Source organism: Microbacterium sp. AC035, from assembly GCF_979258485.1.
Genome location: NZ_OZ409858.1, coordinates 3,572,475 through 3,591,093 on the forward strand (window position 1 = coordinate 3,572,475; position 18,619 = coordinate 3,591,093).

The 18,619-nt window shown below is 67.8% G+C and carries 18 protein-coding genes and 1 tRNA gene; 15 read left to right on the plus strand and 4 right to left on the minus strand.

From position 1 onward, the window contains the following. The first annotated feature begins 22 nt into the window (after positions 1-22). The 5 genes from ACZ0AA_RS17145 (at position 23) to ACZ0AA_RS17165 (ending at position 3,680) form a co-directional block, all read left to right on the plus strand. Positions 23-967 carry a GNAT family N-acetyltransferase gene (locus ACZ0AA_RS17145; protein ID WP_400862195.1) on the plus strand — a complete coding sequence of 315 codons (945 nt, stop codon included), beginning with the start codon at positions 23-25 and terminating at the stop codon, positions 965-967. A 57-nt stretch (positions 968-1,024) separates the two neighbouring features. Next, complete coding sequence (locus tag ACZ0AA_RS17150; RefSeq protein WP_400862194.1) at positions 1,025-1,666, plus strand: NADPH-dependent F420 reductase; 642 nt, start codon at positions 1,025-1,027, stop codon at positions 1,664-1,666. A gap of 139 nt (positions 1,667-1,805) precedes the next feature. Further along, positions 1,806-2,465 carry a GntR family transcriptional regulator gene (locus ACZ0AA_RS17155; RefSeq protein WP_400862193.1) on the plus strand — a complete coding sequence of 220 codons (660 nt, stop codon included), beginning with the start codon at positions 1,806-1,808 and terminating at the stop codon, positions 2,463-2,465. Between the two features lie 95 nt (positions 2,466-2,560). Further along, positions 2,561-2,806, plus strand: coding sequence for a hypothetical protein (locus ACZ0AA_RS17160; protein WP_463513669.1), 246 nt, complete (start codon positions 2,561-2,563; stop codon positions 2,804-2,806). Between the two features lie 10 nt (positions 2,807-2,816). Continuing rightward, positions 2,817-3,680, plus strand: coding sequence for a hypothetical protein (locus ACZ0AA_RS17165; RefSeq protein ID WP_463513670.1), 864 nt, complete (start codon positions 2,817-2,819; stop codon positions 3,678-3,680). A 1-nt stretch (position 3,681) separates the two neighbouring features. Here the strand turns inward: ACZ0AA_RS17165 and ACZ0AA_RS17170 are convergent, their stop codons facing one another. Continuing rightward, positions 3,682-4,521, minus strand: a complete 840-nt coding sequence (locus ACZ0AA_RS17170) for an SDR family NAD(P)-dependent oxidoreductase (RefSeq protein ID WP_463513671.1) — start codon at positions 4,519-4,521, stop codon at positions 3,682-3,684. 127 nt (positions 4,522-4,648) lie between these two features. Here ACZ0AA_RS17170 and ACZ0AA_RS17175 point away from each other — a divergent pair, with 127 nt between their 5' ends. Beyond that, on the plus strand, positions 4,649-5,230 hold the full coding sequence (locus ACZ0AA_RS17175) for an asparagine synthase (protein ID WP_400862182.1): 582 nt from the start codon (positions 4,649-4,651) through the stop codon (positions 5,228-5,230). Positions 5,231-5,296: 66 nt separating this feature from the next. Continuing rightward, positions 5,297-5,369: transfer RNA gene (locus ACZ0AA_RS17180), tRNA-Arg, on the plus strand. A gap of 89 nt (positions 5,370-5,458) precedes the next feature. Here ACZ0AA_RS17180 and ACZ0AA_RS17185 read toward each other — a convergent pair. Beyond that, positions 5,459-6,505 carry a LacI family DNA-binding transcriptional regulator gene (locus ACZ0AA_RS17185; protein WP_400862180.1) on the minus strand — a complete coding sequence of 349 codons (1,047 nt, stop codon included), beginning with the start codon at positions 6,503-6,505 and terminating at the stop codon, positions 5,459-5,461. A gap of 168 nt (positions 6,506-6,673) precedes the next feature. On the opposite strand from ACZ0AA_RS17185, the gene ACZ0AA_RS17190 reads away from it, so the two are divergent. From ACZ0AA_RS17190 to ACZ0AA_RS17215, 6 genes are all read left to right on the plus strand, one after another. After that, on the plus strand, positions 6,674-7,999 hold the full coding sequence (locus ACZ0AA_RS17190; RefSeq protein WP_463513672.1) for an extracellular solute-binding protein: 1,326 nt from the start codon (positions 6,674-6,676) through the stop codon (positions 7,997-7,999). Positions 8,000-8,062: 63 nt separating this feature from the next. Next, complete coding sequence (locus tag ACZ0AA_RS17195) at positions 8,063-8,947, plus strand: carbohydrate ABC transporter permease (RefSeq protein WP_400862176.1); 885 nt, start codon at positions 8,063-8,065, stop codon at positions 8,945-8,947. 4 nt (positions 8,948-8,951) lie between these two features. Then, entirely contained in the window at positions 8,952-9,857 is a 906-nt protein-coding gene (locus tag ACZ0AA_RS17200) for a carbohydrate ABC transporter permease (RefSeq protein WP_400862174.1), read from the plus strand. A 1-nt stretch (position 9,858) separates the two neighbouring features. Beyond that, positions 9,859-12,483 (plus strand): family 78 glycoside hydrolase catalytic domain, encoded by a 2,625-nt coding sequence (locus ACZ0AA_RS17205; RefSeq protein ID WP_463513673.1) that lies wholly within the window; start codon positions 9,859-9,861, stop codon positions 12,481-12,483. Then, positions 12,480-13,526: a family 43 glycosylhydrolase gene (locus tag ACZ0AA_RS17210; RefSeq protein WP_463513674.1), complete on the plus strand. Its 1,047-nt coding sequence runs from the start codon at positions 12,480-12,482 to the stop codon at positions 13,524-13,526. The genes ACZ0AA_RS17205 and ACZ0AA_RS17210 overlap by 4 nt, the downstream gene beginning before the upstream one ends. Positions 13,527-13,583: 57 nt before the next feature. After that, positions 13,584-13,868, plus strand: a complete 285-nt coding sequence (locus tag ACZ0AA_RS17215) for a hypothetical protein (RefSeq protein ID WP_463513675.1) — start codon at positions 13,584-13,586, stop codon at positions 13,866-13,868. Between the two features lie 6 nt (positions 13,869-13,874). Here ACZ0AA_RS17215 and ACZ0AA_RS17220 read toward each other — a convergent pair whose 3' ends face one another. After that, the gene (locus tag ACZ0AA_RS17220) at positions 13,875-14,807 is read right to left on the minus strand and encodes a LysR family transcriptional regulator (RefSeq protein ID WP_400862167.1); all 933 of its coding nucleotides are present in this window, start codon (positions 14,805-14,807) and stop codon (positions 13,875-13,877) included. A 71-nt stretch (positions 14,808-14,878) separates the two neighbouring features. On the opposite strand from ACZ0AA_RS17220, the gene ACZ0AA_RS17225 reads away from it, so the two are divergent. Continuing rightward, positions 14,879-16,609, plus strand: a complete 1,731-nt coding sequence (locus ACZ0AA_RS17225; protein WP_400862165.1) for an L-aspartate oxidase — start codon at positions 14,879-14,881, stop codon at positions 16,607-16,609. A 76-nt stretch (positions 16,610-16,685) separates the two neighbouring features. On the opposite strand, the gene ACZ0AA_RS17230 is transcribed toward ACZ0AA_RS17225, so the two are convergent. Next, positions 16,686-17,003 (minus strand): hypothetical protein, encoded by a 318-nt coding sequence (locus ACZ0AA_RS17230; RefSeq protein WP_400862163.1) that lies wholly within the window; start codon positions 17,001-17,003, stop codon positions 16,686-16,688. A 115-nt stretch (positions 17,004-17,118) separates the two neighbouring features. Here ACZ0AA_RS17230 and ACZ0AA_RS17235 point away from each other — a divergent pair, with 115 nt between their 5' ends. Continuing rightward, complete coding sequence (locus ACZ0AA_RS17235; RefSeq protein WP_400862161.1) at positions 17,119-18,612, plus strand: L-serine ammonia-lyase, iron-sulfur-dependent, subunit alpha; 1,494 nt, start codon at positions 17,119-17,121, stop codon at positions 18,610-18,612. Positions 18,613-18,619: the final 7 nt, after the last annotated feature.

An 18,619-nucleotide genomic window follows, 5' to 3' on the forward strand; every position in this document is an offset into this window, starting at 1 on the left:
CCGCGAGGTGCAGGATGGACTCATGCCTCTTGATCTGACTCCGCTCAGCGCAGACCGCTTCGGCGACTGGCTCGAGACCACCCGAGCGCGCCTGGTGACGCTGCGGCAGGAGTCGGGGATGCTCGTCGGCGAGGATGCGGTCTCGCACGTCGACGGCGTCCTCGCCGAGCTGCTCTCGGCAGGGCACGAGACCGAGACGTCGCTCATCCTCACGATCGATGACGGCGATACCCGCATCGGCACGGTCTGGCTCGCCGCCAACAACGGCGTGCTGTTCATCGTCGATCTCGCGTTCGTGGTCGACCCGAGTCGACGACAGCTCGACGCCCTCCTCGACGAGCTTCGGTCGCTGGCCCGCAGGCAGAAGGTCGGTCGACTGAGCGTCGCTCTGCACTCTTCGGATGCGGCGGGCCGAGCTTTCGTCGAGGGGCGAGGGTTCGAGGTCGCGTCGATCCAGATGCTCCTCGAACCGCTCCCGTCTCGCTCGTCTCGCGCGCCCGGGGGCCTCGTCGTGACACCGATGACGCCGGAGCGCTTCACGAGCTTCGCTGTGGCATCTGAAGCGGCCTTCGCCGAGGATCTCGCGGCGTCCGGCCGATACTCGGCGGAGGACGCAGCGGTCGAGTCGCATCGGCAGATGCAGCTAGAGCTCCCTGACGGCGTCGACTCGGAGGGACAGGAGCTGTTCACCGCCGATGTCGACGGCGGCGAGGTCGGAGTGCTCTGGATCGGCATCCGTCGACGAGGAGGCCACCCGCATGCGTTCATCCTCGACATCGAGATCGCGGAGGATCAGCGTCGTAAAGGGTACGGTCGCGACCTCATGCTGGCGGCCGAGCACGAGGCGGCACGGCTGGGCGCCGACTCGATCGGGCTCCATGTCTTCGGCTTCAACACCTCGGCGATCGGCCTCTACGAGAGCCTCGGCTATCGCCGGGTCGAGGAGCGCTTCCTGCTCTCGGTGTGATCGGCGTCACGCGGCGTGAATCGGGAATAGCAGCGCCTCGATCGCGTTGGGCCGAGCATGACTACTCTCGGAATCATCGGTGCAGGACATATCGGCAGCCAGGTCGCACGGATCGCCGTGGCCAACGGCTATGACGTCGTGATCGCGAACTCGCGAGGCCCGGAGACCCTTGCGGACCTCGTCGCGGAGCTCGGCGATCGAGCGTCGGCCGCGACTGCCGTCGACGCCGCGGCTGCAGGCGACGTCGTGGTCGTCACGGTGCCCCTCGGCAAGATCGACGAGCTGCCCGCCGAGCAGCTCGCGGGCAAGATCGTGCTCGACACGAACAACTACTACTTCGAACGCGACGGGCACATCGACGCCCTCGACCGCGGCGAGACCACCACGTCGGAGCTTCTGCAGGCGCAGCTGCCGACCTCGCGCATCGCCAAGGCGTTCAATCACATCCTCGCGGCCGACATCACGACCGACGGCTCGCCGGCGGGCACGGCCGATCGCCGCGCGCTCGCCACATCCGGCGATGACGCCGAGGCTGTCGCCTTCGTCACCCGCTTCTACGACGAGGCCGGCTTCGACACGGTCAACGTCGGACCGCTCAGCGAGTCCTGGCGCGTCGAGCGCGACCGGCCCGCATACGTCGTGCGGCAGAACGCCGACGAGCTGAAGGCCAACCTCGCGATCGCCAACCGCCTGCCGTGACACGTGGGAAGAGGGGCGGATGCCGCGGCATCCGCCCCTCTTCCCTGTCCGTCGCCTGTCGACGGACCGATACGTAACATATGCGTACCGTTGGGATACCAAACTTGTCCGGCAGTTCGGCGAGTGACATACTTCCGACATGGTGGGGGTGGGGACTACCGGCGAACTCGAGTCGGTGCGGGTGACGCGCGTTCTTCGCGACGATATCGTGCTCGGTCGGCGTGCCCCGGGATCCCGACTCATCGAACGGGACATCGCAGCCGAGCTCAACGTGTCGCGCCTGCCTGTGCGGGAGGCGATCCGCACCCTCGTCGCTGAGGGAGTGGTCGTCGCGCGGCCGAGGAGTTGGGCGGTGGTGCGAGAGTTCACGCATCGAGACATCCGGGATTTCGGCGAGGTCCGCGAGGCGATCGAGACGCTGATCTTCGTCTTCGCCGCCGAACGGCACACCGACGAGGGGATCGCGCGGCTTCGAGCCGCATACGAGCGCGAGTTCGCCGCAGCATCCGCCGGTGAGACCGAAGCCGCGCGTATCGCGGCGGGCGAGTTCCACGAGATCTCTGCCGAACTCGCAGGCAACGAGATGCTCGGCGAGCTCATCGCGGTGTTCGTCACGCGCCTGCGCTGGCTCTTCGGGCAGCACGACGATCTGCTCGCGATGGCCGAGGAGCACCGCCTGATCCTCGAAGCGGTCGCGGCTCGTGACACCGACACCCTCCGGTGGATGATCCCCCGCCACCTCGCCAGTGGCCAGGAAGCCGCGGAACGACGACTCACCGAGCAGGTCCACTCGATCTGAGCATCCGCCGCGCACCGTCTGGAGAGTCATCTCGGGCGAGGATATATTGGCCCTACGGAATCGTTCCGGAAAGTCGTCGTGTCCTGGGGAGCGATATGAGAGGCGTTGCCGTCGTCGCCGGAGGCCTCCTGCTCCTCGGCGGAACGGTGCTCATCGCGGTCGCCGATCAGCAGCGAGTGGATGCGCTCGCCGAGGCGAGGGCGGCCGTCGTGCAGGCCGAAGAGCGTCTCGACGAGGCGCGGGAGGCGAACCTTCGTCTGGCCGAGCAGCTGACCGCGCTGCGCACGACCATCGCCGAGCAGGAGACGCTTCTCTCCGACACCTCGGGGCTCCTGCCATGAGGGGATCTCCATGATCCGGCGCATCCTCTCTGTCGCCATGGTCGCGGCACTGATGCTCTCTGTGGGCGTGGTCGCTCGCGCCGTCGCTCTCGACGAAGACAGGGCGGCGGTGATCGCCGAGCTGCAATCACTCACGCAGTCGACTCGCACCGCGCAGATGCGCACGGATCACCTCGAAGGGTCCATCGCGATCGCCGAGAAGGACACGGCTGCGCGCGCCGCCGTGCTCGAGGCGCGGCCGGCGTTCGTCGCTGAGATCGCCGCGCTGCGGGATGCGATGGAGGGAGCCGACGGCAAGATCGACACGTCGGCGCACCGGGCGGCAGCGATGTCAGCTCAGCAGTCCGTGCTCGCGGAGCGGAAGGACCCGGCCACGGTCGTCGCCGCCACCGCCACCGTGCACGCTCTCATCGGCAGGGTGGGGCAGGACATCGGCAGCTGGGAGGCGGCGCAGTACGCGGCGCCGTCGGGCCCGGCATGGTCGTCGAGCGGGCCCGATGGGTTCGCGCGGGTGCGCGCCGCTCTCGACCGGGTGGGCGGAGGGGGAGTCGGGCTCTACGAATCCTCCTCGTGCGCGGGAGGCACGGCGCCCGCGTGCGCGAACAGCAGCGGCTACATCAAATACCGTGCCGACATCGTGGACTGGAGCGTCGACCAGCTGAACTGGGCGATGGCGCACGAGCTGGCCCACATCTACCAGTTCCGGGTCTGGGGAGCCCTGACCTCCTCGGACGTCTACTACTCGTCCTTCGGCGGGGATCCCGAGTTCCTCGCGAACTGCATGGCGGTCGTGCGCGGCTACCCCGGGTCTGTCGGGTGCGACGGCGATCAGCAGGCGTGGGCGTCGGGGATCTGGGTCGGCGCGGTCCGCTGAGTCAGGCGATCGGCGTGGTCGTGTCGATGGCGTCGCGCAGCGGGCGGCGCATGACCCGCCAGTAGCCCGTCGGCGCGAGGCGTGTGAGCACATCGATCAGACGGGCCTCTCGTCCGACCATCGTCCGCGCACGGCGACGCTCCGTCGCCCGCACGATCAGCGCCGCGGCATCCGCGGGCTCGGTGTGGTACATCGCTGCCTGTGCGTTCGCTGCGCGGGCCGCGACCGCCGGGTCGATCGCGGCGGCATAGCGTCCGTGCAGGATGATGCCCGTGCGCACGCCGGCGGGGTAGACCGCTCCGACTGTCACCGAGGTGTCCTCGAGTTCGTGCCGCAGCGCCTCCGAGAACCCGCGCACCGCGAACTTGCTCAGAGAATACGGGATGCGTCCGGCGGGTGCGGCCAGTGCGTAGACGCTCGCGAGGTGCGTGATGTGGGCCGCGGGCGCCGCACGCAGAGCGGGGAGCAGCGCCTTCGTGATCGACACGGTCCCCCAGAGATTCACATCGGTCAGCCAGCGCATCTCCTCCATGGTCAGCTGCTCGAGATCGCCGAGCATCGACGAGCCTGCGCAGGTGATCAGCGCGTTCACGCGCGGGTGCGCCGCCGAGATCTCATCAGCCGCAGCGAAGACGGCGTCGTCATCACGCAGATCGACGACGTGCGTGGTGACTGTGGTGCCCTCGAGGTCGGCTGCGACGGCTGCCAGCCCGTCTGCGTTGTGGTCGACGAGCGCCAGGTGCACGCGTCGGCGGGCGAGCAGACGGGCGATGTCGGCACCCATCCCGCTGGCGGCGCCGGTGATGACCGTCGTGCTGCCGGTGAGCGTGAGACGCTTCATTGCACCCTCCTGGCGGCGAGCGGGAGAGCAGCCGGTCGTAGAGCAGGTCGCGGAGACCCGATTCCGATCCATTCTGGCCCACTGCATCGCAGAGCGATACCGGTACTCTCGAAGGAAGGAGGTAGGGGTGGGACGAACAGCGGATGCCATCGCCGAAGGCGTTGCGATCGCGACCGCTGCGGCGCGCCTCGCCGTGAAGAATCACATCCTCATCGGGACGATCGCCGAGAACGGCGTCTTCGACACCGATAAGTACATCGCCGACGCGCGCGAAGCGCTGCGGGCGATGGCCGAGGAGTCGGAAGAGGTCGAGCGGAACCTGACCGAGCTGCGCAAGCGTGCTCGCGGTCGTCATTCCGACCCGTCTGGCACTCACGACTACCGAGACCGCGACGTCCGCAACCTGCGTCGACGGGCCAAGCAGTCGCACGGGGTCGCGACGAAGCTGCGCGACATGATGGAAGACGAGGCGGCATTGCGCGTCATCGTCGAGGAGGCCCGCGAGGGCGCCTGGGCCGACGTGCGGCACAACCTCGATCGTCGGCTGCGTGTCGAAGGCATGCGGCCCGATCAGGACCCCGATTACGAGCGCATGCGCGAGGCGCGGATGCAGGCGCTGCGGCTTGTCGATCTGCAGGCTCTGTCGTCTCTGCAGCGCGCGAAAGCGAAGCGGAAGAAGAAGCAGAACACGCCCGACAGTGACGAGTGAGCCCTCGTTTCGCTTTCGCGTCGCGTCTGTTGTAGGCTGTTCTACGGCCCGCTGAGCGGTCCAGGAGCGCCCGTAGCTCAATGGATAGAGCATCTGACTACGGATCAGAAGGTTAGGGGTTCGAGTCCCTTCGGGCGCACATCAGCTGAAACCCCCGTCGCGAAAGCGGCGGGGGTTTTGCGTTGCGTGTGGGGCAAGATCGCGCCCGAGAGCCTCAGCCCCAGAGCCTCAGTCCCTGCGCCACATCTCGCCGAGGGTGGATGTGCGGGGGAGCAGGCGGGGCTCCAGTGTCACGCTGCGCGCCCGAGCCGCGGGGTCGGCGATGCGCTCCAGCAGCAGGTCGGCCGCGACGGCGCCCATCTCTTCGCCAGGCTGACTCACGGTGCTGATCGGGATCGAGCTCTCGGATGCGAAGTGGTTGTTGTCGTAGCCGGTGATGGCGATGTCGCCCGGCACTGAGAAGCCGGGCACCTCATTGAGGATCTGGATGAGACCGATGGCCACGAGATCGGATGCCGCGACGATGGCGTCATAGGTGCCCGCGCCGCGCGCGAGGATCTGCCGCCCGGCATCCCGCCCGTGTCGGATGTTGACGCCTCGGGTCTCGAGGATGTCGATGTGCGCTTCGGCGTGGGCTGCAGTCGCCTGCTCGGCCCCCTCCCACCGCTGGTTCACTGCCGTGAGGAACCGCGGTCCACCCACGAACAGCAGCCTTCTGCGCCCGAGTGCGATCAGGTGCGACGCGGCCAGTGCGCCTCCGTGTCGCTCGTCCACGGTGACTCCGGGGTACGCGAGCGAGGGTGACTCGAAGTTCACCAGGACGGTCGGAGTGGTGCGATTCTCCGGATGAGGCGACTTCGCGAGCGCGGTGTCGAGTGGAGCGAGGATGATGCCGGCCACGCGCGAACGATCGAGAAGCTCGAGGTTGTGCACCTCGCGGTCGGGGTCGACGTCGGAGTTGACGATCAGCACGTCCATCTTGTGACGGCGCAGCGCGCGCTCGGCACCCCGGGCGATGTCGACGAAGAACGAGTTGCCGAGGTCGGCGAGCACCAGGCCCACCGAGGTGCTGCTCCCTGCGGCCAGAGACCTGGCTGCGTCGTTGCGGACGAATCCGAGTTCGGCGATCGATGAGAGCACCTTCCGCCGGGTCGTCTCTCGCACCTTCTCCGGATTGTTGAGGGTGTTCGACACCGTGCCGAGGGCGACTCCCGCGTGAGCGGCCACGTCAGCCATGCTGGGCTTCGTGCGCCCAGACGGGGGAGTGTCGGTCACGTCATCCTCCTCGGCATCCTCGCCAGGTCCTGGCTCTTCAACTCTAGAGCATCAGTATTCGTGAAGCGCTTCATTTGTGATGCGTAACTCTCTTGACAGGGCCTTTTTTCCTATGGCATGGTGTGAATGAAGCGCTTCAAAAGAGGCGTCGCTCTTCAAGGAGGAACAGTGACCACAGCAATGAGGCGCGCCCGTCGCCTGGCCCCCGCAATCGCGCTCATCGGCATCGGCGCTCTCGCGCTCTCGGCCTGCTCAGGCAGCTCCGGGGGATCCGGCTCCGAGTCCGGCGCCGGCGACGGCGAGTTCACGTATCTCGGCCAGACCGAGAACACCACGATCATCTCCACGCTCGAGACCCTCGCGGGAGACCAGTGCAAGGCCGCGGCGGACGCCGCTCCGCTGAAGTCCGATGACATCTCGGGCACGCAGTGGGACCAGCAGCTCCAGCTGCTCGCGAGCCAGGACGGACTCTCCGACATCCAGATGGCCGCCGGAACGCCCGCGCTCATGTCGGAGTTCATCGACGGCGGCAAAGTGCTCGACCTCTCGAAGGCTCTCGACGACCTGGGCGTCTCAGATCGTCTGGTGCCCGCCGCCGAGTCGACCGTCAAGGCGCTGTACGGCGACGGAGCGCTCTACGCCCTGCCGACCGAGTTCAACATCGAGGGCTTCTGGTACAACAAGGAGCTCCTCGAGGCGAATGACGTCGAGGTGCCCGAGACCTGGGACGACCTCGTCGATGCCGCCTCCACGCTGAAGGATGCCGGTGTGCAGCCGTTCGCCACCGCCGGGAAGGACGGCTGGCCCGTCACGCGTCTCGTCGGTGACTACATCTTCCGCACACTCGGCCCCGACGCTCTGCAGAAGGTCGCTGACGGCGACGCCAAGCTGACCGACCCCGAGTACGTCGAAGCCGCTGACGCGGTCGCCGAGCTCGGCAAGGCCGGATACTTCGGTGACGCGGTCGGCTCGATCGACTACAACGCATCGATGAACCTGTTCCTGTCGGGCAAGGCCGCGTTCTACTACATGGGCAGCTGGGTCCTCGCGAACTTCAACGACGAGGCGCAGAACCAGATCGGCGCCGACAACATCGGCTTCGCGCGGTTCCCCGAGGTCGAGGGCGGCGCAGGCAGCATCGACCAGATCCCGGCCAACGTCGGCATCCCGGTGATGCTCGCCGAGAAGAACTACGACGACGACTCGGCCGCCTGGCTGAAGTGCATCGCCGAGGGCTACGGCGACACCGCGCTCAACGACAGCGGAGTGATCTCGGGCTTCGTGGTCGACAACCCGCCGACCGACCTGCCCCCGACGACCCAGATGGTGCAGGAGGAGATCGCGAACGCTCCGTCCAGTGTCCTCTGGTTCGAGGCGCTCTTCACGCCCAAGGCCACCGGCATCAGCCAGAACAACGGTGCCGGTCTCGCCAACGGCAGCCTCTCCGGCGAAGAGTTCATGAAGCTCGTCCAGGCAGCCAACGACGAAGGCTGACCCACTCCCGGGGCGGGCGCCCGCCCGCCCCGGGACCGTCGTCGTCGCATCAGGAGATCCACCATGCACAAAGTCCTCGGTGACAAGCGCGCCATCCTCGTCCTGCTCGGACCCGCGCTGCTCGTCTACTCGCTCGTCATGCTCGTCCCGATCGTGTGGTCGCTGTTCTACACGGTGCAGGACGGCAACCCCATCACCGGCTTCACCTTTAACGGGTTCGCCAACTTCGCGAAGTTCTTCCAGGATCCGGCCGCCTGGGACGCGATCTTCTTCACGCTGAAATACGCCCTCATCCTCACGGCGCTGCAGGTGATCGTGGGTTACCTGCTGTCGCTGATGTACGTCTTCTGGCTCCGCAAGGGGTCGGGCATCATCCGCACGATCGTCTTCTTCCCGGTGGTGCTGCCCACCGTGGCTGTCGCTCTGCTGTTCCAGCGCCTGTTCGAGGCGGCGCCGACCGTCGGTCCGGTGAACTCGTTCCTCGGCATCCTCGGCGTGCAGAACCTCGACTGGTTCGGCACCCCCGACGCATCGTTCTGGGTCATCATCGCGATGGACCTCTGGCGTTCGATGGGCTTCTACGCCGTGCTGCTCTACGCCGGACTCGTCGACATCCCCGACGAGCTCATCGAATCCGCCCGCATCGACGGAGCATCCGGATGGAAGCTCATCCGCACGATCGTCCTGCCGCTGTCCCTGCCCGTGCTGCTGTCGTCGATCATCTTCAGCATCAACGGCACGCTCAAGGTGTTCGACACCGTGGTCGCGCTGACGAACGGCGGGCCAGGCAATGCCACGACGCCGCTGACCCTGTACATGTTCCGCACCTCTTTCGCCTACGGCGACTACGGGTACGGCAGCACCATCGCCCTCATGCTGACGATCCTGTGCCTGCTGTTCACGGTCTTCATCTTCCGCTCCACCCGCCGCGATCTGACGAAGGACTGAACCAGTGAGTGCGACAACCGCCATCGTCACGGGCACCCCGCTGCCCACCCGCCGCGACGTCGACCCGAACCGCCGGGGAGCACGCGACTTCTTCCGCCGGCTGCCGATCCGGCTGCTCATCGCCGTGCTGCTGATCGTCGAGGTCTACCCGATCCTGTGGATGATCCTCGGCTCGTTCAAGACCCAGAACGAGTTCCTCAACGAGCCGTTCTGGGCGCTCCCTCAGTCGTGGGACATCGTGAACTACATCGAGGTCTTCACCACCGGCGAGTTCGGCAAGTACATCGTCAACAGCGTGATCGCGGTGTTCCCGTCGCTGGCGATCATCCTCGTGTTCGGCACGGCCGCCGGCTTCGCTCTCGAGGTGATGGTGTGGAAGGGCAGGGGCACGGTCCTCTTGCTGTTCCTCGCAGGAATCATGGTGCCGGCGCAGATGATTCTCCTGCCGCTGTTCACGATCTACTTCCGCACGAACATGACCGGCACGCTGTGGCCGCTGATCATCACCTATGTCGCCCTGGGCATGCCGTTGACCGTCTTCATGATGGCCACGTTCTTCCGCTCGGTGCCTCGGGAGATCTTCGAGGCGTCGACGCTCGACGGAGCCTCGATCTTCCGCTCGTTCTTCTCGATCGGGCTCCCGCTGGTCAAGAACGCCCTGTTCACGATCGGCCTGGTGCAGTTCTTCTTCCTCTGGAACGACCTGCTCATCGCGCTGACCTTCACCAACAGCAGCGACCTGCGCACGATCCAGGTCGGTCTGCTCAACTTCACCGGAGAGTACGGAGCGGTGCAGTACGGGCCGACCTTCGCCGCGATCTCGGTCAACGTGCTCGGAACGCTGCTCATCTACGTGTTCCTCAACCAGCAGGTCATGAAGGGCCTGACCGCAGGATCGGTGAAGGGCTGACATGACGAACATCATCGAGATCTGGCTGGAGAACAGGCGCGCAGGCAAGACCCTGGGGATCGGCGAAGCCGAGCCGCGGATCTCCTTCGTGGCGGATGCCGCGGCCCCCGCGTTCGAACTGGAGTTCACCGCAGACGACGGCGTCACGCGTGTCGAGCGCACCGCCTCGACCCAGCTCGTGCCGTGGCCGTTCGCATCCCTGGCTCCCCGTGCCGGGGGAGAGCTGCGCGTCCGCGCTGTCGACTCCGACACCTGGAGCGAGCCGATGAGGATTGAGGCCGGCCTCGGCGAGGACTGGCAGGTCGATTTCGTCTCGCCCTCTGTCGTGGCCGACCGCACGACGCCGCGACCCGCCCATCTGCTGCGGGCCGTCGTCGCCGAGGGCGCGCTGCCCGAGGGCATCGTCCGGGCGCGGATCTACTCGACGGCGCACGGCGTCTACGAGCTCGAGCTCAACGGCGAGCGCATCGGCGACGACGTGCTGGCGCCAGGCTGGACGAGCTACACCCATCGCATCCGCTATCAGACCCATGACGTGACCGCGGCGCTGCGCAGCGGTGAGAACGTGCTCGGCGCGTGGCTCGCCGACGGCTGGTACCGCGGCCACATCGGCTTCGACGGCGGCGTCTGGGACATCTACGGATCCGACGTCGCGCTGCTCGCACAGTTCGAGGTGACCACCGCCGACGGCACGATCCATCACGTGCCGCTGGAATGGAGCGCTGCTCCGTCGCCGATCACCGAGGTGGGGCTGTACGAGGGAGAGGCCTTCGACGCGCGGCTCGTGCAGGACGGCTGGTCGGCTCCCGGCTATGACGCCTCCGACTGGTCCTCGGCAGCCCTGCTGCCTCGGTCCGACTTCCCCGCGGCGATCGAGCCGCCCACCGCGCTGCCCGTGCAGGAGACCGAGACTCTGCGTCCGGTGTCGACCACACGACAGCCGAGCGGCCGCATTCGTCTCGATTTCGGGCAGAACATCTCGGGTGTCCTGCGCGTCAGGCTTCGAGCGGATGCCGGTCACACGGTGCGCCTGCATCACGCCGAGGTCATCGAGAACGGCGAGCTCGGCACCCGGCCACTTCGTGCGGCGACCTCGGTCGACACGTACACGGCCGCGGGCCTCGCTGAGGAGACCTACACGCCCCGGTTCACGATCCACGGCTTCCAGTACGCCGAGCTCGAGAACTGGCCGGGCGAGCTTCGAGAGGGCGACGTCGAGGCTGTGGTGATCCACACCGGTATGCGTCCGACCGGCTGGTTCGAGTCATCGAACGACGGCCTCGACAAGCTGCACTCGAACGTCGTCTGGAGCATGCGCGACAACTTCGTCGATCTGCCCACCGACTGCCCGCAGCGAGACGAGCGCGTGGGGTGGACCGGTGACATCCAGGTGTTCGCCCCGACTGCGCTTCGGCTGTTCGCGGCCCACGGCACCCTCACCGGCTGGTTGCGGGACCTCGCCTTCGAGCAGGCCGACCAGGGCCACGTGCCCAACTTCGTGCCCTGGGTGGAGTGCGGCTTCCCGAACTTCCCGACGGCCGCCTGGGGCGACGCGGCAGTGATCGTTCCGTGGGAGATGTACCGCAACGACGGCGACCTGCGCATCCTCGCAGATCAGTACCCGAGCATGCGCGCCTGGGTCGATCTCGTCGACGACCTCACCGGCAACACCGGTCTGTGGAACACCGGCTTCCAACTGGGAGACTGGCTCGACCCGACCGCTCCGCCCGAGGATCCCGGCAAGTCGCACACCGACAAGTACCTCGTGGCGACCGCCTATCACGTGCGCACGGCGCGGATCCTGGCCGACACCGCGGCGCTCCTGGGAGAGGAGGCGGATGCCGTGCACTACCGCACGGTCGCCGACCGAGCCGCCCGCGCCTTCCAGGACGAGTTCCTCAGCGACAGCGGCCGAGTGGTCAGCGATACCCCGACCTCGATCGCCGTCGCACTCGTGTTCGAGCTCTTCGAGAACGAGGACCAGGTGCTGCGTGCCGGTGCCCGGCTGCAGGAGCTGGTGGGGGCCGGAGGATTCCACATCTCGACCGGTTTCGTCGGCACGCCGATCATCTGCGACGCGCTCGTGCGCGCCGGCAGCATGGACTACGCGTACCACCTGCTGCTGCAGGATGAGCTGCCGTCGTGGCTGTACCCGGTCAGCATGGGGGCGACGACGATCTGGGAGCGGTGGGACAGCATGCTGCCGGACGGGTCGATCAACCCGGGCGACATGACGTCGTTCAACCACTACGCACTGGGGGCTGTCGCCGACTTCCTGCACCGTGCGGTCGCGGGGCTTGCCGCCGATGCGCCGGGATGGGAGCGCATCCGCTTCGAACCGCGGCCGGGCGGTGGTCTGGAGCACGCGAGCGCGCGGTACGACGGCGTCCGCGGCACGGCCGCCATCGCCTGGCGTCGCGACGGAGAGGAGCTGTCGATCGAGGTCGAGGTGCCTGCCGCATCCACCGGCGTGCTGGTGCTGCCGGGCTCGACGGAGGAGATCCCGGTGGGACCCGGCCGGCACTCGTTCGCCACCACGTTCCGGTCTGTCGGCGACGACCCCGAGCGGCCGTTCTTCGGCTGGCGCCGACCCGAGCCTGTTCTCGAGAACGAGGGAGCAGCATGACTCAGCACCGCATCCGGCCGGGGCAGGTCTGGCTCGACACCAAGGGCGAGCGCATCCACGCGCATGGCGGCTCGGTCCTCACCGTCGACGGGGTGCACTACTGGTATGGCGAGAACAAGGAGTTCTCGACTCCGGGGAGCGGCATCTGGCATTGGGGCGTGCGGTGCTATTCGTCGACCGACCTCGTCGACTGGGACGACCGCGGTGTCATCATCCCGCCTGACGAAGAGGACGAGTCCTCGCCGCTGCATCCGGCGCAGGGCCTCGATCGACCGCACATCATCTTCAACGCCGAGACGGGCAAGTTCGTGTGCTGGGTGAAGGTGATGACGAAGGGGTCGGTGCAGCGCTCGACGGTGCTCACCGCCGACAGCATCCTCGGTCCGTACGAGATCCAGCGCACCTGGTTGCGGCCCCTCGACATGAGCGCCGGCGACTTCGATCTGGTCGTCGACCCGCACGACGGCAAGGGGTACTATTACTTCGAGCGTGTGCACTCCGAGATGATCTGCGCCGATCTCACCAGCGACTACACCGACGTGACGGGGTACTACTCCACGCACTTCCCGCAGCCGCAGCCGCCGTACGTGCGCGAGGCACCGGCGCACTTCCAGCGCGGCGGACTGCACTACCTGCTGACGTCCGGCACCACGGGCTACTACCCGAACCCGTCGGAGTCGGCGGTCTCGCGCAGCTACCACGGCCCCTTCGAGGTGCTCGGCGACCTGCATCCGCAGGACGACTCGCGCACGTCGTTCCACTCGCAGATCTCCTCGGTGTTCCGGCATCCCGGCAAGAAGGACCTCTACATCGCCATCGCCGACCGCTGGCTTCCGCGGTATCTCGACCACGGCGATCGAGCCCGTCAGGCCTTCATCGAGCACTTCGGGCCCGGCAAGGACAGCGACGAGCCGATGGAGGAGTTCGCCTACGTCGACACGTCGATCGCCGATTACGTCTGGCTGCCGATCCGGTTCGACGGCGACCGGCCGATCATCGAGTGGCGCGAGGAGTGGTCGCCCGACGAGTACGAGGATGCCTGATCATCGGTCGTCGAGCGGTGCTCGGGCACGGTGCCCCCGCTGGGTAGGCTCGTGCTCATGACGCTCCCCGAGCAGGCCCAGAACAACCGGGTGTGGCACGTGATCGGCCTCGTGTGCGGAGTGCTGGCGATCGTGTCGCTGTTCGTGCTGCCGAGCGGCATCGTGGGGTACCTCATCGCCATCGCGATCGCCGCGGCCGCCGCGCTGATCGGCCATGCCTCCGTGCGGCGTCACGGTGCGTTCCGCGCCGCCGCCATCGTCGGGCTCAGCCTGGCCTACCTCGGACTGATCGTGTCCGTCAGTCTGCTGGTGGTCCGGCTCCTGCGCGTGTTCGCCGGCTGAGCTGCGTCAGTCGAGCAGGCTCGTGATCGCGGGGTCGCGTCTGGCGACCTCGGCGGCCGTCGCGACGATCACGTGACGCATCGCCGCGACGGCGATCGCGGGGGTGACGTCGGCACGGTGGGCGAGGCTCACGGTTCGGGTCATCATCGGATGCGTGAGTCGCACCGACCGCAGTGCCGGCTGATCGAGGAGCACCATCGCCGGGACGACCGCGACTCCGACGCCGCGCTCTACGAAGCGCAGCACCGCATCCATCTCCGCTCCTTCGAGCACGAAGTTCGGGGTCAACCCGGCTGAACGGAACGCCGCATCCGTCGTCGCCCGCAGCTCATAGGTCTCGTCGAGGGCGATCAGGGGGAGGGTGGCGAGGTGAGCGAGGCTCATCGACGAGGACGACGACACCGGGGGCTCGGATGCCGCGGAGACCACGACGAGCTCCTCGGTGAGCAGCGGCATCCGCGACAGGCTGAACCCCGACGGCGGGGGCCCCTCCGACTCGGTGATGAGTGCGATGTCGACCGCGCCGACGGCGAGCTGGTCGACGAGCAGGCGCGAGCCGCTCTCGGTGAGGTGCAGGTCGACACCGGGGTGGGCCGCGTGAAAGGTGCTGATCGCCTCGGCGACGAGGCTGATGCAGAGCGTGGGAGGGGCGCCGAGCCGCACGCGGCCACGGCGCAGGCCGGCGAGCTCGCCCATCTCCTCGCGGATGGCGTCAGATTCCGCGAGCATCCGCTGCGCGCGGGGGAGGAGCGCTTCGCCGGCGGAGGTGAGCGCGATGTGTCCGCGGGCCCGATGGAAGAGCTCGGCGCCGAGTTCGCGCTCCAGCGTCGAGATCTGTCGACTGAGCGACGGCTGGGCGAGATGCAGGTGCTCGGAGGCGCGGGTGAAGTGGCCGAGGCGGGCGACCTCGACGAACCCGCGGAGCTGCTCGAGGTTCATACCTGCAGTCTATCGATACCAGTAGAACAATGCATTGGAGTTATTAGGTCGCCCTAACTAGCGTGAAATGCATGAGTACTCGCGAACGTCAGATCTCCACCACGGTCCTGGTCATCGGGACCGGCGGATCCGGGCTGCGCGCGGCGATCGAGGTCGCCGAACACGGCATCGACGTCCTCGCCGTCGGCAAACGCCCCCGACAGGATGCCCACACCTCCCTCGCCGCCGGCGGCATCAACGCCGCTCTCGGAACCATGGACGAAGGCGACAGCTGGCAGCAGCACGCCGCCGACACCATCAAGGAGAGCTACCTGCTCGCAAACCCCCACACGGTCGAGATCGTGACGCAGGGCGCCGAGCGCGGCATCCGCGATCTCGAGCGCTGGGGCATGGACTTCGCCCGTGAAGACGACGGGCGCATCTCGCAGCGGTTCTTCGGCGCGCACACCTTCCGTCGCACGGCGTTCGCCGGCGACTACACCGGCCTCGAGATCCAGCGCACGCTCGTCGCCAAGGCCGAGCAGCTCGACGTGCCGATCCTCGACCACGTCTACATCACCCGGCTGCTCGTGCGCGACAACGTCGTCTTCGGCGCCTACGGCTTCGACCAGTCCGACGGCACGCGCTACCTGATCCACGCGGATGCTGTGATCCTCGCCGCGGGCGGACACAACCGCATCTGGCGTCGTACTTCGTCGCGCCGCGACGAGAACACCGGCGACTCGTTCCGCCTCGCGGTGGAGGCGGGCGCGCGGCTGCGTGACCCCGAGCTCGTGCAGTTCCACCCCTCGGGCATCATCGAGCCCGAGAACGCGGCGGGCACCCTCATCTCGGAGGCCGCTCGCGGCGAAGGCGGCATCCTGCGCAACGCCCTCGGCGAGCGGTTCATGTCGAAGTACGACCCCGAGCGCATGGAGCTCTCGACCCGCGACCGCGTCGCGCTCGCCGCGTACACCGAGATCGCCGAGGGCCGGGGAACCGAGAACGGCGGCGTCTGGCTCGACGTCTCACATCTGCCGCGGGAGACGATCATGACTCGTCTGCCCCGCGTGTATCAGACGATGATGGAGCTGCAGATGCTCGACATCACCACCGATCCGATCGAGATCGCGCCGACCGCGCACTACTCGATGGGCGGCGTGTGGGTGCGTCCGGACGACCACCAGACCGACGTCGACGGCCTCTATGCGATCGGCGAGGCCTCCAGCGGGTTGCATGGAGCCAACCGTCTCGGCGGCAACTCGCTCATCGAGCTTCTCGTCTACGGGCGCATCGTGGGTCAGGCGGCGATGGCGCACGCGGCAGGGCTCGACGCGCAGCGCCGGTCGGCGGAGGCGGTGGCTCAGGCGAGAGCAGAGATCGACGACCTTCTCGCCGCCGACGGCCGAGAGAACGTGCGGGCCCTGCAGCGGTCGATCCGCAACACGATGACGCAGCACGCGGGTGTCGTCCGCTCGGAGGAGGGACTGCGAGCCGGCCTTGCCGAGCTCGACATGATCGAGGGGCGCATGGAGGACATCGGCATCCACCCCGACATCGCGGGCTTCCAGGATCTCGCGCACGCGTTCGACCTGAAGGCCTCGGCCCTCGCGGCGCGGGCCACGCTCGAAGCTGCGTTGGAGCGTCGCGAGACGCGCGGATGCCACAACCGCAGCGACTATCCCGACACCGATCCGACGCTGCAGGTCAATCTCGTCTGGTCGCCGACCGGCGGTGTGACGCACGAATCGATCCCCGAGATCCCCGCCGAGATCGCCGAGCTCATGCGCGAGGTCGACACCGAGGGCAAGCTCGTCGAGTAGCCCTTCCCGAACTCGCTCCCGTCGCAGGGTGCATCGCGACGGGAGCGGCCGGGTGGCGGAGCGAGGTAGGAGTCGCTCAGTCGCCCTCGTCGGTCTCCGGGCCGTCGATGACCCCGATCCCGACCGCCTCATGGTCGGGCTCGGGGTCGTTGCGCGTCGGGGCCTTGGGCTCCTCGGAGGGCTCCTTCTCAGTGCTCGGCTCCTCGAGCTCGTCGTTGCTGGGAACCTCGGAGGGATCCGCGTCTTCGGGCGAGTCGGCCTCTGCCGGCTTCTCGGCGGTGTTCGCCGGATCCTTGAACTCGCCGGCGTCGCCGGACGACGGCGTCGGGGTCGGTGTCTGCGCCTCGGGGTCGAGGCCGGAGGTCGGGTCCTGCTCAGGCGTGCTGTTCGTCATGATCGTCCCTTTCGCGTCGGATACACCCCCAGGATCAGGTTCTGCACCCGCGACGAGAAGGGCCTTGACGGCGGTGTCCTGACCCGTCTCCCCGCCCACGACGTAGGCTGAGGAGGTGACAGCGTACGTCTCGGCCTTCGATCTCTTCTCCATCGGAGTGGGCCCCTCGAGTTCCCACACGGTCGGGCCGATGCGGGCGGCACTCGAGTTCGCTCGGCGACTGCGTTCGGACGCCGTGCTCGACCGCGTCGCGCGGATCGGCTGCACGCTCTACGGATCGCTGGGGGCCACCGGCATCGGACACGGCACGCCCGATGCGGTCGTCGCCGGACTCCGCGGTCTGGCCCCGGAGACCTGCGATCCGGCTGACGTCCGGGCGGCCTGGACCGAACTTCGCGAGGGTGCGACACTGCGGATCGACGGCGTGCACGAGATCCCGTTCTCGAAGGGCGACATCGAGTTCGCGCCTCGCACCCGACTACCCGGTCATCCGAACGCCATGACGATCACCGCGTGGGATGCCGCCGAGGGCGTGGTCGCCGAGCAGACCTACTACTCCGTCGGCGGCGGGTTCATCCGCCGGGACGGAGAGGACGCGAAGCTCGCCTCTGCCCCGCTGCCGTATTCCTATGCCGATGCCGCGTCCCTGCTCGCCCTGTGCGACGAGCACGGCCTGTCGATCGCCGAGGTCGCGCGTTTGAACGAGACCGCGGAGCGTCCGGAAGAAGAGGTCGCCGCGGGACTCGACGCGATCTGGGATGCGATGGCCGCATGCGTCGAGAACGGACTGCACTCCGACGGCGTGCTTCCCGGCATGCTCAAGGTCAAGAGGCGGGCGAGCATGATCCGCTCTCAACTCGAGGAGGCAGAGGCCGACGGCCATCGCGAGCTGCCGGGAGAGTGGCTGGGTGCCTTCGCGCTCGCCGTGAACGAAGAGAACGCCGCGGGTGGTCGGGTCGTCACTGCTCCGACGAACGGTGCTGCCGGCATCCTTCCCGCCGTCGCGATGTACTGGTGGCGATTCCTCGCCGATTCGGGTCTCGGCGCCGGCAATGCCGTGACGCCGTACGGAGAGCTGGTCGGCAGTGCGCTGCTCGGCTTCGACGGCACACGGGCCATCGACGCGGCGCAGGCCACTGACGACGAAGCCGTCGCCGATGCGAACCGTCGCCGCGGTATCAGGAGGTTCCTGCTCACCGCCACCGCGCTGGGCTCGCTGTTCAAGGCCAATGCGTCGATCTCGGGTGCTGAGGGCGGATGCCAGGCCGAGGTCGGCTCGGCCTGTGCGATGGCGGCCGGAGGGCTGACGGCTGTGATGGGCGGCACGAACCGGCAGATCGAGAACGCCGCCGAGATCGCGATGGAGCACCACCTCGGACTCACCTGCGACCCGATCGGCGGACTCGTGCAGATCCCGTGCATCGAGCGCAACGCCATAGCGGCCTCGACGGCGGTCACGGCTGCCCGCCTCGCGCTGCGCGGCGACGGCAGCCACTACGTCTCCCTCGACGCTGTGGTCGAGACGATGCGCCAGACCGGCATCGACATGTCGACCAAGTACAAGGAGACCAGCGAGGGCGGCCTCGCGGTCAACGTCATCGAATGCTGATCCGACG